This window comes from Kitasatospora sp. NPDC094019 (assembly GCF_044764505.1).
GTDB lineage: Bacteria > Actinomycetota > Actinomycetes > Streptomycetales > Streptomycetaceae > Kitasatospora.
The window spans coordinates 207,687-222,026 of sequence record NZ_JBIWIF010000008.1 but is presented as its reverse complement, the minus strand read 5'-3'; the positions used below and the strand labels follow the sequence as shown (position 1 = coordinate 222,026).

The 14,340-nt window shown below is 73.3% G+C and carries 14 protein-coding genes; 9 read left to right on the top strand and 5 right to left on the bottom strand.

Features of this window, described 5'->3' with window-relative positions:
- Positions 1–133 precede the first annotated feature (133 nt).
- The 3 genes from ACIQ9P_RS20180 to ACIQ9P_RS20170 all read left to right on the top strand — a co-directional run bounded on the left by ACIQ9P_RS20180 (position 134) and on the right by ACIQ9P_RS20170 (position 2,576).
- Positions 134–889, top strand: coding sequence for a GPP34 family phosphoprotein (locus ACIQ9P_RS20180; protein ID WP_402357507.1), 756 nt, complete (start codon positions 134–136; stop codon positions 887–889).
- Between the two features lie 617 nt (positions 890–1,506).
- On the top strand, positions 1,507–2,370 hold the full coding sequence (locus ACIQ9P_RS20175; protein WP_402357503.1) for a helix-turn-helix domain-containing protein: 864 nt from the start codon (positions 1,507–1,509) through the stop codon (positions 2,368–2,370).
- Positions 2,367–2,576, top strand: coding sequence for a DUF397 domain-containing protein (locus ACIQ9P_RS20170; RefSeq protein ID WP_402357501.1), 210 nt, complete (start codon positions 2,367–2,369; stop codon positions 2,574–2,576). Before ACIQ9P_RS20175 ends, ACIQ9P_RS20170 begins: the two co-directional genes overlap by 4 nt.
- 211 nt (positions 2,577–2,787) lie before the next feature.
- On the opposite strand, the gene ACIQ9P_RS20165 is transcribed toward ACIQ9P_RS20170, so the two are convergent.
- A complete protein-coding gene (locus ACIQ9P_RS20165) occupies positions 2,788–3,903 on the bottom strand; it encodes an ADP-ribosylglycohydrolase family protein (RefSeq protein WP_402357498.1) in 1,116 nt (371 codons plus the stop codon).
- Positions 3,904–4,090: 187 nt separating this feature from the next.
- Entirely contained in the window at positions 4,091–6,679 is a 2,589-nt protein-coding gene (locus tag ACIQ9P_RS20160) for a bifunctional FO biosynthesis protein CofGH (protein ID WP_402357495.1), read from the bottom strand.
- Positions 6,680–6,867: 188 nt separating this feature from the next.
- On the opposite strand from ACIQ9P_RS20160, the gene ACIQ9P_RS20155 reads away from it, so the two are divergent.
- The 3 genes from ACIQ9P_RS20155 to ACIQ9P_RS20145 all read left to right on the top strand — a co-directional run bounded on the left by ACIQ9P_RS20155 (position 6,868) and on the right by ACIQ9P_RS20145 (position 10,125).
- Positions 6,868–8,136, top strand: coding sequence for an outer membrane lipoprotein carrier protein LolA (locus tag ACIQ9P_RS20155; RefSeq protein ID WP_402357492.1), 1,269 nt, complete (start codon positions 6,868–6,870; stop codon positions 8,134–8,136).
- Between the two features lie 137 nt (positions 8,137–8,273).
- Positions 8,274–9,206, top strand: a complete 933-nt coding sequence (locus ACIQ9P_RS20150; RefSeq protein ID WP_402357490.1) for an ABC transporter ATP-binding protein — start codon at positions 8,274–8,276, stop codon at positions 9,204–9,206.
- On the top strand, positions 9,193–10,125 hold the full coding sequence (locus ACIQ9P_RS20145) for an ABC transporter permease (RefSeq protein WP_402357487.1): 933 nt from the start codon (positions 9,193–9,195) through the stop codon (positions 10,123–10,125). The genes ACIQ9P_RS20150 and ACIQ9P_RS20145 overlap by 14 nt, the downstream gene beginning before the upstream one ends.
- Here ACIQ9P_RS20145 and rarD read toward each other — a convergent pair.
- Positions 10,115–11,131: an EamA family transporter RarD gene (rarD, locus tag ACIQ9P_RS20140; protein WP_402357484.1), complete on the bottom strand. Its 1,017-nt coding sequence runs from the start codon at positions 11,129–11,131 to the stop codon at positions 10,115–10,117. The two genes, ACIQ9P_RS20145 and rarD, sit on opposite strands and share 11 nt — an antisense overlap.
- Positions 11,132–11,330: 199 nt before the next feature.
- Positions 11,331–12,179: an SDR family oxidoreductase gene (locus ACIQ9P_RS20135; protein ID WP_402357481.1), complete on the bottom strand. Its 849-nt coding sequence runs from the start codon at positions 12,177–12,179 to the stop codon at positions 11,331–11,333.
- A 95-nt stretch (positions 12,180–12,274) separates the two neighbouring features.
- Between ACIQ9P_RS20135 and ACIQ9P_RS20130 the strand changes: the two genes are divergently transcribed.
- Positions 12,275–12,676, top strand: coding sequence for a winged helix-turn-helix transcriptional regulator (locus ACIQ9P_RS20130; protein ID WP_402357478.1), 402 nt, complete (start codon positions 12,275–12,277; stop codon positions 12,674–12,676).
- On the opposite strand, the gene ACIQ9P_RS20125 is transcribed toward ACIQ9P_RS20130, so the two are convergent.
- Positions 12,663–13,430 carry a TetR/AcrR family transcriptional regulator C-terminal domain-containing protein gene (locus tag ACIQ9P_RS20125; protein WP_402357475.1) on the bottom strand — a complete coding sequence of 256 codons (768 nt, stop codon included), beginning with the start codon at positions 13,428–13,430 and terminating at the stop codon, positions 12,663–12,665. The two genes, ACIQ9P_RS20130 and ACIQ9P_RS20125, sit on opposite strands and share 14 nt — an antisense overlap.
- Positions 13,431–13,493: 63 nt before the next feature.
- Between ACIQ9P_RS20125 and ACIQ9P_RS20120 the strand changes: the two genes are divergently transcribed.
- Positions 13,494–13,721, top strand: a complete 228-nt coding sequence (locus ACIQ9P_RS20120; protein ID WP_402357472.1) for a DUF6011 domain-containing protein — start codon at positions 13,494–13,496, stop codon at positions 13,719–13,721.
- Positions 13,722–13,863: 142 nt separating this feature from the next.
- Positions 13,864–14,250, top strand: coding sequence for a VOC family protein (locus tag ACIQ9P_RS20115; RefSeq protein WP_402357469.1), 387 nt, complete (start codon positions 13,864–13,866; stop codon positions 14,248–14,250).
- Positions 14,251–14,340: the final 90 nt, after the last annotated feature.

The window sequence follows — 14,340 nt, the reverse complement described above, 5'->3', positions numbered from 1 at the left end:
TGTTCAACGGTCAGACGCCGGGCCCGCCACGGGCGGTTCCCCCGGTCGATCGCAAGGTCACGATTCGGAGGCGTACTCGACAAGCCCGTGTGAGAGGCGTCACGCTGTTTCCCATCCACGCGGGGAGGCTTGGATGGGCAAGAGCCGCAGAACTGTTCCCGAGGAGCTCTTGCTGCTCGCTTTGGACCCGGCCACGGGCACCACGGCGCAGCCGCAGACCCTCGACCTCGGACTCGCCGGGGCACAGCTCGTCGAGCTGTCCCTGGCCGGACGGATCGTTCCTGAGGGTGACCGAATCGCCGTGGTGCTCCCACGGCCGACCGGCGACCCCACACTCGACCACGCGCTCGAACTGCTGCGGCGACGCGGCAGCCCGGTCCGCGCCGCGCACTGGATCGGCGGACCCCGACTGGGGCTGCGGCAGACCTACCTGGCGCACCTGGAGCGCTGCGGCATGGTGACCGCCGTGCCCGGTCAGGTGTGCGGGGTGCTGCCGACGATCCGCTATCAGGCGTCGGACGACTGCACCAACGCCGCGATCAAGCAGCGGCTGGACACCGCGATCCGCACCGGCGTGCCGCCGGACCCACGGACGGCCGCGCTCGCCGCCCTGGCGCACTCGGTCGGTCTGGGCAAGCACCTGTACCCGGGCAACGAGGGCCGGTCCTCACGGTCCCGGTTGCGCGATCTGATCCGCTACGACCCGCTGGGCGGGATGGTCGCGCACGCCGTGATGGACGTACAGAACGGCCTGCCGAGCCAGCAGAACCGTTCCTCCCAGACCGCTCCGGCGCCGTCGGGCTCGGGAGGCCGGGCCGGTCCGCGCTCGACGGCTGGGCGCGGCAGCGGCGGCGGCCGGGTCGCGGCATCCCGGGTCGGTGTCCGCTGAGGCTCCCGCCGAGGCCGGACACCCGCCGGGTACCGCACCGGCGCCCGCACCGGGGCCCACACAGGGGCCGGGGCCCGGACCCCCATCCGGACCCACCGCTCGGCCCGCGGTCCCACGGGCACCAGAACCACCCCGCGCGCCGAGCGCGCACCAGCGCGAACGGCAGCGCGCAGCTGACCGCTCACGCCCCGCCGGGGCGCCGAGCAACCGGCACCACCCAGCAGTGAGGAGGGGCGGTCGCCCGCGACGGAAGTCGCCGGGCGACCGCCCCTCCGCCGTCCCCCGCGTCGGTCCGGCCCCACCCGGACCCCCGGCCGCATACCGCCCCCGCACGTGCCACCAGCACCTGCGCGGCCCCGAGCCGCATCCGCACCGCATCCGTCGCACCGCCCGCACCACCGCCGGACCCGGGCCGTGGCGCCTCTACCACTCGGAGGTGCCCGCTGTCTCGCCGAAGCGCTTTTCCGATGATCTGTTCTACTGCGCTCCTGCGATTTCCCGGCGCCGACCTGATCCGGGGTGACATGCTGCTCAACGTCAGGGGGTTGATCCAGATTTCCACCGTGTTCCGAGGACTTCCGTTCCAACGATCACCAGAGGTCCTACCGGAGGTCGACGTGTCCGCGAACATCAATCCCACGGTGCGTCGTCGACGCCTGGGCTCGGAGCTGCGCAAGCTCCGGGACTCGGCCGGGATGACCGCGGAGGAGGTCGCCGGCCGGTTGATGGTCTCCCAGTCGAAGATCAGCCGACTGGAGAACGGCCGCCGCAGCATCAGCCAGCGCGACGTCCGCGACCTGTGCGACGTCTACGGCGTCGCCGACGAGGCGATGCGGGCCAGCCTGATGGAGATGGCCCGGGAGTCCCGGCAGCGCGGCTGGTGGCACGACTTCAACGACATGCCCACCCCCTACAGCGTCTACATCGGGCTGGAGGCCGAGGCGTCGTCGATCCGCGCGTACGAGTCCTCCTTCGTGCCCGGGCTGCTGCAGACCGAGCAGTACGCCCAGGCCGTGGTCGAGGGCACCCAGCCGGACACCGACGCCCTCTCCGTGCAACGCCGGGTGCAGGTCCGGATGAAGCGCCAGGACCGGGTCAACGGCGAGAACCCGCTGGGCAGCCTGTGGACGGTGATAGACGAGGCGGTGCTGCGCCGCGAGGTCGGCAGCAAGGAAGTGATGGCCCACCAGCTCAAGCACATGCTCGAACTGAGCCAGCGCCCCAACATCACCATCCAGGTCATCCCGTTCTCGCACGGCGCCCACCCCGGAATGACCGGGACATTCTCCCTGCTGGAGTTCCCGGAGTCAGCCGATTCGACGGTTGTCTACTTCGAAGGGGTGACGAGCGATCTCTACCTGGAGAAGGAGGCCGACGTGCGCCGCTATACCAGTCTCTACGACCACCTGCGGGCGGCCGCGCTCGGGGTGGCGGAGACCCGCTCACTGATAGCCGACATTGAAGAGGGATACCACCGATGAGCACCACCTTCGAGAACAGGACGAGCTGGCGCAAGAGCAGTCACAGCGGCGGCAACGGCGCGTGTGTGGAGATCAGGGTGCCGGCCGCCGACCAGGTGGCCGTCCGTGACTCCAAGGACCCGGAGGGGCCGCAGCTGCGCTTCTCCCCCGAAGCCTGGAACGCGTTCGCCGCCGCCGCGGGTGCCGGAGCGTTCGGCAGTCCCTGACCGGCCCCGTGCCGGCTCCCGGCCCAGGTGCCCGTAGCGGTGTCCGTCGCCCTCCCCCTGGGCGGCGGCCACCGCTACGGGCATCCGCGCGTCCGGAGGCCCGCCACCGGCACCCACCCCGTGGGCCACCGGCCGAGGACCGGGCCCCGCAGGACCGGGCCCCGCAGGACCGGGTCCAGCAGTACCGGACGGAGCGGAACCGGGCCGAGGATCAGCCGAACACCGGATACCGGGCCGCCCAGGCCGCGCCCTCCGCGGTGTCCCGGCTGTGCAGCTCGGGCCCGTGCATCAGCTCCAGGACGAAGTCGTCGGCCAGCTCCAGCAGCGCCCCGCGCCCTTCGAGACCCGCCACCAGACCGGGCGGCAACGCGGTGTCACCGTGCAGGACGCCGAGCAGGTTGCCGCAGACCGCGCCGGTGGAGTCGCTGTCCCCCGAGTGGTTCACCGCCAGCAGCAGCCCGGACCGGACGTCGTGCGCGACCAGCGCGCAGTACACCCCGATCGCCAGCGCCTCCTCGGCGACCCAGCCCTCCCCCAGCGCCTCGACCCGCTCGGCGGACGGCTCCCCCGCTCGCACCGCGTCCAGCGCGGCCCGCAGCGCCGCCGTGGTCTCCTCGTGCGCCGGCCGCTCCGACAGCAGCGCGAGCGCCAGGTGCACGCCCTCCTCCAGGGTGCCGCCCCGGGCCACGGTCTGGACGATCACCGCCAGCGCGCCGGCCGAGAGGTAACCGGTGGGATGGCCGTGGGTCAGTACCGAGCACTCCACCGCCAGTTGGAACACCAGGCCCGGCTCCCAGGTGGTCAGCAGCCCGAACGGCGCCGCCCGCATCACCGTGCCGCAGCCCTTGGAGTGCGGGTTCTTCGGCGCCTCCAGGGTGCCCAGCCGCTCGGCGTCCGGTCCGGAGAGACCGGAGAGGCACGCTTGGCCCGGCGCCCGCTGCGCGTAGAGCCACTCCTCCCGGCCGAGCCAGCCGAGGTCGGCCCGGCGCTCGTCGGGGCCCCAGTCCCGCTGGGTGACGGCCCAGCGCAGATACGCGCGGTGGACGTCGGTGGGCGGGTGCCAGCTGCCGGTGTCCCGGCGGATGTGGGCGCGTATCAGCCCGTCGAGGGTGAACAGCACCATCTGGGTGTCGTCGGTGACCGCGCCCAGTCGCCCGTACGCGGGGATGTACCCGGTGACACCGAGCGGGCCGTGCGCGGCGCGGATCTTCTCCAGGGACTCGAACTCCACGCCCGCGCCGAGTGCGTCCCCGATCGCCCCGCCGAGCAGGCATCCCCGCACCCGGCTGCGGAAGTCCTGCTGCTGGGCGCGGGACCACAGTGGCATCACGGCAAGCGCCTTTCGTCCGGGAGCGGGAGGGACGCGCGACGCACGGCCGGTCGCGCGCCCTCGCACTGTATTCGAATGCCCGAACAGCCCGGCAGGGTTCCCGCTCCACCGGATCACCACCGGATGTTCCGCCACCCGCCGGACTCCGCGGGTTTCGTCCCGGCGCAGGTGGCGGCCCTCCGCCCTAGTCGACCAGCGGCAGCAGGTCCGGCAGGTGCCCGTCCGAGGCCAGCGCGGCGGCGAGCCGCTCGGCCGGCACCTCCCCGTAGGTCGTGGTGCGCTGCCGGTGCGGCCGCCCGGCCGCCTCGGCGATCGCCCGGAGGTCCCGGACCGACTTGTAGCTGCCGTACGCCGAACCTGCCATCCGCGAGATGGTCTCCTCCATCAGCGTGCCGCCGAGGTCGTTGGCGCCCGAGCGGAGCATCTCCGCCGCGCCCTCGGCGCCCAGCTTCACCCAGCTGGTCTGGATGTTGGGGATGTGCGGGTGCAGCAGCAACCGGGCCATCGCGATCACCGCCCGGTTGTCCCGCGCGGTCGGTCCCGGCCGGGCGATCCCGGCCAGGTAGACCGGGGCGTTGGTGTGGATGAAGGGCAGCGTCACGAACTCGGTGAAGCCGCCGGTGCGCTGCTGGATCTCCGCGAGCAGCCGCAGGTGGCCCACCCAGTGCGCGGGGGTGTCCACGTGCCCGTACATCATCGTGGAGGAGGAGCGGATCCCCAGTTCGTGCGCGGTGCTGACGACCTCCACCCAGGTCGCGGCCGGCAGCTTGCCCTTGGTGAGCACCCAGCGGACCTCGTCGTCCAGGATCTCGGCGGCCGTGCCCGGGATGGTGTCCAGGCCGGACTCCTTGGCCCGCTGCAGCCAGTCCCGGATCGACAGGCCGGTCCGGGTCGCGCCGTTGACCACCTCCATCGGCGAGAAGGCGTGCACGTGGATCCCGGGAACCCGCTCCTTCACCGCGCGGGCGATGTCGAAGTAGGCGGTGCCGGGCAGGTCCGGGTGGATGCCGCCCTGCATGCAGACCTCGGTGGCGCCGACCTCCCACGCCTGCGCGGCCCGGTCGGCGACCTGGTCCAGCGAGAGGCTGTAGGCGTCGGCGTCGGTGCGGCGCTGGGCGAAGGCGCAGAACCGGCAGCCGGTGTAGCAGACGTTGGTGAAGTTGATGTTCCGGGTGACGCAGTAGGTGACCACGTCGCCGACCGTGTCCCGGCGGACGGCGTCGGCGATCCGGCACAGCGCGTCCAGGGCCGGGCCGTCCGCCTGGAACAGCGCCAGCGCCTGCTCGTCGGTGAGCCGGGTCGGGTCGTCGGCCGCCACCGCGAGGGCGGCCCGCACCTCGCCGTCGAGCCGCTCCGGGGCGCCGGTCGGACCGGGGACGGCCGAGGCCGCCTGCTCCCGCAGCACCTCCCAGTCGCCGTAGACGTCCTCGAAGTCCGCCCGGCGGTCGCCGGTGCGGCCCTCGGTGTCGATGGCGCTGTGCAGATCGGTGCGGCCGTAGGACTCCGGCAGGTCCTCCGGCTCCTGCCAGGGGCGTCCTGTGACCACCGCGTCCGGGCGGGCCAGACCGGTCTCCGGGTCGGCCAGTGCCCGGACGTGCGGCAGCACTCGCGGGTCCAGCCAGGGCTCGCCGTGCCGGACGTACTCGGGGTAGACGGCGAGCCGCTCGCGCAGCTCGAACCCGGCCGCCGCCGAACGCTCGGCCAGCTGCTCGACCAGGGGCCAGGGGCGCTCCGGGTTGACGTGGTCGGGCGTCAGCGGGGAGACGCCGCCCCAGTCGTCGACACCGGCCCCGATCAGCCGCTCGTACTCGCCGTCCACCAGGTTCGGCGGGGCCTGCAGGCAGGCGGAGGGGCCCATGATGTGCCGGGCCACCGCGACGGTGGCGACCAGCTCGTCCAGCTCCGCGTCCGGCATGCCGCGCATCGCGGTGTCCGGCTTGGCCCGGAAGTTCTGCAGGATCAGTTCCTGGATGCCGTGGTAGGCGCGGGAGACCCGGCGCAGCGCGAACAGCGACTCGGCGCGCTCCTCGTAGGTCTCGCCGATTCCGATCAGCAGGCCGCTGGTGAACGGCACCGAGCTGCGGCCGGCGTCCTCCAGCACCCGGAGCCGGACGGCCGGCTCCTTGTCGGGCGAGCCGTGGTGCGGGCCGCCGGGCTCGCTCCACAGGCGGGTGGCGGTGGTCTCCAGCATCATCCCCATCGAGGCGGAGACCGGCTTGAGCCGCTGGAAGTCGGTCCAGCTCAGCACCCCGGGGTTGAGGTGCGGGAGCAGCCCGGTCTCCTCCAGGATCCGGATCGACATGGCGCGGACGTAGGCGACGGTGTCGTCGTAGCCGTGCGCGTCCAGCCACTCGCGGGCCTCGGGCCAACGGTCCTCGGGCTTGTCGCCGAGGGTGATGAGCGCTTCCTTGCAACCGAGCGCGGCGCCCCTGCGGGCGACCTCCAGCACCTCGTCCGGGGACATGTACATCCCGTGGCCGGTCCGGCGGAGTTTGCCGGGGACGGTCACGAAGGTGCAGTAGTGGCACTTGTCCCGGCAGAGCCGGGTGAGCGGGATGAACACGCTCTTGGAGTAGGTGATGACGCCGGGGCGGCCGGCCGCTTCGAGGCCGGCGTCACGGACCCGGGCGGCGCTGGCGCAGAGGTCGCGCAGGTCCTCGCCCCTGGCCCGGAGCAGTACCGCCGCCTCGGTCGCGTCCAGCGCGACACCGTCCCGGGCGCGGCGCAGGGCGCGGCGCATCGCGTTGGCGGTCGGAGAGTTGGATGCGTCCATGCCGCGACCCTACGCCAGTTCACGTACGTTCCTCGTACGTTCGGAGGAGACGACCCTGAGGGGTCCTCAGGGTCGGCTGCGACGCGAGATCGAGCCGGATCCAACCCTGCAGGGCGATGACGCGGGCGACGCGGGACCGTCTAATGGATACCCAGGGACAGTCGGTCACTGACGGAGGGGTTGGACGGATGACGGACGACAGGGCGACCGCGGGCGGCGGCCCGGCGGACGAGTGGCAGGACGGGGCTCCCTACCGGTCCCGCCGACGCACGCTGGTGCGCGTCGCGGTGCCGCTGGCGGTCACGGCCGCGATCGCCGCCGGTGTGGGGCTGGTACCGGCGCTGGCGGACACCTCGCCGCCGGAGCTGCCCGCGCTGACGGCGGAGCAGCTGGTGGCGAAGGTGCTGGGCTCCCAGGCCGAGACGCTGACCGGCACGGTGTCGGTCACGGCCGACCTCGGGGTGCCGAGCCAGCTGCTGGGCGCCGCGGCCGGCGGCCTCGGCGGCGCCCCGGGCGGTGGTTCCGGGGGCAGGTCCTCGGGCGCCGCCCCGGAGGCGAAGCTGACCGGCCTGCTCGGTGGCGAGCACCGGCTGCGGGTCGCGGTGGACGGGCCGGACCGGCAGCGGATCGGCCTCCAGGAGCAGCTGGCCGGCTACGAGATGATCCGCAACGGCGACCAGGTCTGGACGTGGGACAGCAGCACCAATGAGGCCGTGCACCTGACCGGGGCCCGGCCGGACGCGAAGGCGGACGGCCACCCGGGCAAGAGCCCGCTGACCGGGGTGCCGACCACTCCGCAGGAGGCGGCCCGGCAGTTCCTGACCGCGAGCGCGGGCACCACCACCGTCACCGTGGACGGCACCGTGAACGTGGCCGACCAGAAGGCGTACCGGCTGAGCGTGAAGCCCGCCGGGTCCGGCTCGACGATCGGCGAGGTCCGGATCGCGGTGGCCGCCGACAACAGCGTGCCGCTGTCGGTCGTGGTCAAGGGCACGGACGGCGGCACGGTGCTGGACGTGCACTTCACCGAGGTCTCGTTCGCCGCGCCGGCCGCCAAGACCTTCGAGTTCACCCTGCCCAAGGGCGCCAAGGTGACGGAGCGCAAGGCCGACCCGGCCCCGCGCGCCGAGGTGACCCCGGAGGAGGCCAAGGCCGCCGCCGAGGGGCTGAACGTGATCGGCGAGGGCTGGACGGCGGTGCTCTCCGCCAAGCTGCCCACCGACGACGTGTTCGTCGCGGCCGAGGCCAAGGGTCCGCGTGGCAAGGGCGGGCACGGCCCGGGCGGCGGCGGCAAGCTGCAGAACCCGCTCGCGCTGGTGAAGTCGCTCGGCAAGCCGGTCGCCGGCGGCTCGCTGATCAGCACCAAGGTGCTGAACGTGCTCGTCACCGACGACGGCCGGGTGTTCGCGGGCGCCGTGACGCTGCCGGTGCTGCAGAGTGCGGCCGGGGTGAAGTAGTGACCCAGGCTTCCGTAACGGGGGACGTTACGGAGCCGGCCGGGGGGCCGGGTGCGGTGACGCGCCCGGCCCCCCGTGCCGCTTCGACCTCCCCCCGGTCCGACTCCCAGCGGTCCGGCTCCCACCGGTCCGACGACGTGATCAGTACCCGGGGCCTGACCAAGCGGTTCCGCGGCGGCCAGCTCGCCGTGGACGGGCTGGACCTGAGCGTCCCCCGGGGCTCCGTCTTCGGCTTCCTCGGTCCCAACGGCTCCGGCAAGACCACCACGATCCGGATGCTGATGGGGCTCATCGCCCCGACCTCCGGGGTCGCCTCGGTGCTCGGCGAGCCGATGCCGCAGTCGGTGTCCTCGGTGCTGCCCCGGGTCGGCGCGCTGATCGAGGGGCCCGCGCTCTACGGCTTCCTCTCCGGCCGGGACAACCTGGCCCGGTTCGACGCCGCCGACCCGACCGCCGACCCCCGGACCAGGCAGCGGCGGGTGGCCGAGGCGCTGGACCGGGTGGGGCTGACCGCAGCGGCCGGCAAGAAGGCCCGCGCCTACTCGCTGGGCATGAAGCAGCGACTGGGCCTGGCCTCGGCGCTGCTCCAGCCGCGCGAGCTGCTCGTCCTGGACGAACCCACCAACGGCCTGGACCCGCAGGGCATGCGGGAGATCCGGGCGCTGATCCGGGAGGTCGCGGCCGAGGGCACCACGGTCTTCCTCTCCTCGCACCTGCTGGACGAGATCGAGCAGGTCTGCACCCATGCCGCCGTGATGTCGCGCGGCCGGCTGCTGGTGCAGGGCACCGTGGCCGAGCTGGCCGCCCGGGCCCGGGGCCGGCTGATCGTACGGACGCCGGACACCCACCGGGCCGGCGAGGTGCTGCTCGCGCACAAGGTCACCGAGCTCCGGATCGCCGAGAACCGGGTGGACGGCGAGCTGGGCGCGCTCGCCGAGGACGCGCTGCCCGGGCTCTGCGCGGCGCTGGTCGCGGCGGAGGTCCGGGTCCACGGCTTCGGCGTGGAGCGGGGCACATTGGAGGACGCCTTCGTGGCGCTGACCGGGGAGGGCTTCGATGTCGCGGGCTGAGGCGGTGCCGTCCGGGGCGGCGCCGGGCGAAGCGGTGCCGGGCGGGACGGTACCGGCGGTCGCGGTGGCGGCGGCGCCCGGACGGCGCCCGCAGACGGCGGCCGGGTTCCTGGCGCTGTTCCGCAACGAGCTGCTGCTGACCTTCCGCCGGCTGCGGACCATCGTGCTGCTGGGGATCCTGGCCCTGCTGCCGGTCCTGATCGGTGTGGTGGTCCGGATCGAGACGGACGGGCCGCGCGGCGGCGAGGGCCCGGCGTTCATCGCCCAGGTCACCCAGAACGGCCTGTTCCTGGTGTTCACCGCCCTCGCGGTGGCGCTGCCGGTGTTCCTTCCGATGACCGTCGGTGTGGTCGCCGGTGACTCGGTGGCCGGCGAGGCGGCCACCGGTACCCTGCGCTACCTGCTGGTGGCTCCGGCCGGGCGGACCAGGCTGCTGGCCGCGAAGTTCACCGCCGGGCTGGTGTTCTGCCTGGCGGCGACCGTCACCGTCGCCGTCGCGGCCGTTGTCACCGGGGCGGCGCTGTTCCCGGTCGGCGATGTCACGCTGATCTCCGGCGAGACCATCGGCCTGGGGCCGGCGCTGCTGCGCACGGTCCTGGTGGCCGGGGTGGTGGCCGTGTCACTGGCCGGTCTGGTCGCGATCGGCCTGTTCATCTCGACTCTCACCGGCAGCGGCATCGCGGCGATGGCGGCGACGGTCGGTCTGGTGATCACGGTGCAGATCCTGGACAGCTTCCCGCAGCTGCACGCCATCCAGCCGTTCCTCTTCACCCACCACTGGCTCACCTTCGGCGATCTGCTGCGGGAGCCGATGGAGTGGGACGGGGTGCTGAAGAACTTCGGGTTGCAGGCCGCCTACGTGGCGGTGTTCGGCTCGGCGGCCTGGTCCCGGTTCACCTCGCGGGACATCACGGCCTGACCGGCACGGTGTCGGCCGGTCCGGCCGCCGCCGCGGCGGCGGTCGCGGGGGTGGCCCCGGCGGCGGAGGTCGCGACAGCGGCGGCGGAGCTCCGGGCCCGGTCGGCCCGGACCCGCCGCAGCGCGTCCCAGGTGAGCACCGCGAGCGCGGCCCACACCAGGGTGAAGCCGGCCCAGCGCGCGGTCGGCATCGACTCGTGGAAGACCGTGACGCCGATCAGGAACTGGAACACCGGCGCCAGGTACTGGAGCAGCCCGAGCACGCTCAGCGGCACCCGGACGGCCGCCGTGCCGAAGAGGAGCAGCGGGACGGCGGTGATCACCCCGCTGAGCACCAGCAGTCCGGTGTGGCCCCAGCCGTACTCGCCGGGCGCGGTGTGGCCGAAGGTGCCGCGGCCGGCGACTTCCAGGTACACCAGGTAACCGAGGGCGAACGGGAACATGAAGGCGCTCTCGGCGGCCAGGCTCTCCAGCCCGCTCAGCCCGACCTTCTTCTTCAGCAGCCCGTAGGTGGCGAAGGAGAACGCCAGGGTGAGCGCGATCCACGGCAGCCGCCCGTAGCCGATGGTGAGCACCACCACCGCGAGCGCGCCGATGCCGACCGCCACCCACTGGGCCCGGCGCAGCCGCTCCTTGAGCACCAGCACGCCGAAGGCGATGGTGACCAGCGGGTTGATGAAGTAGCCGAGGCTGGTCTCCACCACGTGCCCCGTGTTGACGCCCCAGATGTAGACGCCCCAGTTGATCGAGATCACCGTGGCGGCGGCGCCCAGCATGGCGAGCCGACGGGGCTGGCGGAGCAGGGGGCGGATCCAGCCCCAGTGCCGCTGGACGACCAGCATCAGCACCACGGCGACCAGGGACCAGACCATCCGGTTGGCCAGGATGTCGTCGGCCGCGCCGGGCTCCAGCAACGGCCAGAACAGGGGGAAGAGCCCCCATATGCCGTAGGCGGCGAATCCGCACCAGAGGCCGCGGCCGGCCTCCTGCTGGGTTGTGTCTGGCATGGACCGCCTGCCCTCCGCGCGCGAGTGTCGAGCCGACGGTAGCGGGCGCGAAGGCGCCTGTCATCTCCGTATTCGGTTTTTGGTCATGACATGCCCCGGCCCCGTCCGCGGCGGACCGTCGCGGACGGGGCCGGGTCGGGCCGGAAGCCGCAGGTGACGGGGCCGGTGCGGCGGGGCCGGGGGTGCCGGGCAGCGGGGATCAGGCGCCCAGGACGGTCCGGACGGTCCGGGCCAGCGGCACGGTCGGGCGGCCGATCAGCCGGGCCAGGTCGCCGGGGGCGGTGGCCAGCTCGCCGCGGGCGATACCGGCGTCCACGTCCACGAACACATCGGCGTAGCCCTCCGGCATGCCCGCGCCGATCAGCACCTCCCGGTGCTCGGCCGGGGTGACGTCCCGGTGCTCGACCGGACGACCCGAGACCTGGGCCAGCTCGGCGGCCAGCTCGGACAGACCCCAGGCGGCGTCGCCGCTCAGCTCGTAGACCTGGTTCTCGTGGCCCTCGCCGACCAGGACGGCGACCGCGGCGTCGGCGTAGTCACGGCGGGGGGCGGTGGCCACCCGGCCGGTACCGGTGCTGCCGACCACCGCGCCGCGCTCGACCGTGCCGGCGGCGTCACCGAGGTAGTTCTCGGTGTACCAGCCGTTGCGCAGCAGGGCGTAGGGCAGGCCGGAGCCGGTGAGCACCTCCTCGGTCGCCCGGTGCTCGTCGGCCAGGCCGAAGGTGGCCGTGCCCAGGATGCTGGTGTAGGCGAGCAGCGCGACCCCGGCGGTCTTCGCGGCGTCGATCACCGCGCCGTGCTGGGCCGTCCGGCGGCCGAACTCGTTCCCGGAGATGAGCAGCACCCGGTCGCCGGCGGCGAGGACCCCGGCGAGCGTCTCGGGGCGGTTGTAGTCCGCCTCGTGGACGCGCACGCCCTGCTTCGCCCACTCCTCGGCCTTGGTGGCGGAACGCACGACCACCGCGATCTCGTTCGCCGGAACGGCTGCCAGCAGCCCCTCCACGACCAGGCGGCCGAGCTGTCCGGTGGCTCCGGTGACGACGTACATGTCCTGCTCCTCGTGATGTCGCGATTGCCTTCGACACTCACCCTAGGAACTGCACTAACTTTTGGAAAGTACGCACTTCAAAGTAGGGTACTGACATGGAGGTAATGACCCAGGGCTCGCCCCTGCTCGACCGGAAGCCCGACGTCTACGACCGGATGTGCCCCTCCCGGGGCGTACTGGAGCACGTCACCAGCCGCTGGGGGGTGCTGGTGCTGGCCGCCCTCCAGGAGCGCGGCTACCGCTTCAGCGAACTTCGCCGCCGGGTCGCGGGCGTCAGCGAGAAGATGCTCGCGCAGACCCTGCAGACCCTGGAACGGGACGGCTTCGTGCTCCGCGAGGCCCACCCGGTGATCCCGCCCCGGGTCGACTACAGCCTCACTCCGCTCGGCGAGGAGGCGGCCACCTTCGTGTCGGCCCTCGCGCACTGGGTGGAGAACCGGATGCCAGCCGTCCAGGACGCCCGCGAGGAGTACGACGGGCGCGCTACGCGCTCGTGATCAGCGCCGCCAGGCCGTCCAGTACCCGGGCCAGACCGAAGACATAGGCGTGGTCGGGGTCGTACGCGCCGCCGTGCGCCTCGCCGGCGGCGGTGCCGACCCGGGCCGCGACGGGAAAGCGGTCGGGGTCGAAGACCCGGGCGAGCAGCTCGGCGTTGACCTCCCACCACTGGGCGTCGGTCATCGCGCTGTCCTGCCGCGCCGCGCGCTCGTCGGCGGCCATCCGCGCACAGGTCTGCACGAAGCCGAGCACGTGGGTGAGCGCGGCGTCGAGATCGACGTCGGACAGGCCGGTGCCCTCGAAGGCGCGCAGCTCGTACTCGTACTTGGCCATCACGCCCGGGCCGAGCGGTGGACGACTGGTGGCGACGGAGGCGATCCACGGGTGCGCCCGGTGGAGCGCGCGGTTGTCCTCGGCGACGGCGGCGACCCGGGCCCGCCAGCCCGCGTCGGCGGCGACGGCACGGGGCATCGCGGCGTAGACGGTGTCCAGCATCAGGTCGAGCAGTTCGGCCTTGCCGGGCACATAGGTGTAGAGCGCCATCGGGGAGACGGCCAACTCCTGGGCGACCCGCCGCATGGTCACGGCGTCCACCCCTTCGGCGTCCGCGATCGCGATCGCGGCGGCGGCGATCTCCGCCGGGGACTTCGCCTGCCGGGGCCCGCGCCGGCCGGGCTTCTCCTCCGCCGACACGCCCCAGAGCAGCGCGAGCGTGCGGGCCGGATCCCCGGCACTGCTGCGGTCACTGGCCATGGGCCGATCCTTTCACGTTCCCTCACGCCGGGGCCGGCGCGGGCCGCCGGTACGGTCGGAGCCATGACCACCGCCGGCCCCGCCTCCGACCCCGCCGCAGGCCCCGACCCGCTGCCGGGCACCGACACCCGCGAGGTGCTCCGCCCCCGGGTCACCTGCCGCCGCTGCCACCGCCCGCTGCACGATCCGGAGTCGCGCATCCTGCGCCTCGGCCCCGAGTGCCGCGACCCGGCCGAGCGGGTCGCCCGCCACGAGGTGGACCAGGACACCCTGCCCGGACTGGACGGCTAGACCGGCTGGACCGGCTGGACCGGCTGGACCGGCCCCGCTTCCGACGCGCTCCGCCTGTGACCGGGATCACTGTGGCCCTATTCTCCGTACTATGTATAGTGTACCGCGTACGGGATACCAGTCGACGAGAGGGCCACCAGGCATGCAGATCACTTCCTCCGCCGTTTCACTCACCGTCGAGGACGTCGAGGCGTCCGCTTCGTTCCTGCGGGAGCACTTCGGGTTCGCCGAGCAGATGGCGGCGGACGGGTTCGCGTCGCTCGGACACGGGAGCGCCGGGGTGAACGTGGTCTTCCTGCGGCGCGGGACCGAGGTCCTGCCCGAGGGGTTCCGCGACCAGGTCGCCGCCGGACTGATCCTCGCCTTCGTGGTCGGCGACGTGGCCGCCGAGGAGGCCCGGCTGCGGGCCGCCGGGGTGGAGATCACCATGGCGCTGCGCGAGGAGCCCTGGGGCGAGAAGCTCTTCCAGGTCACCGACCCGAACGGGGTCGTGGTCCAGCTCGTGGAATGGGCGGAGCAGCAGCACTGACCGCGGCGCCGGCTTCGGCCCCGCCGGCGGTACCGGCGACACCGACAGCACCGACAGCACTGTGAAACGGCGGCGCCCCCGACCTGGACG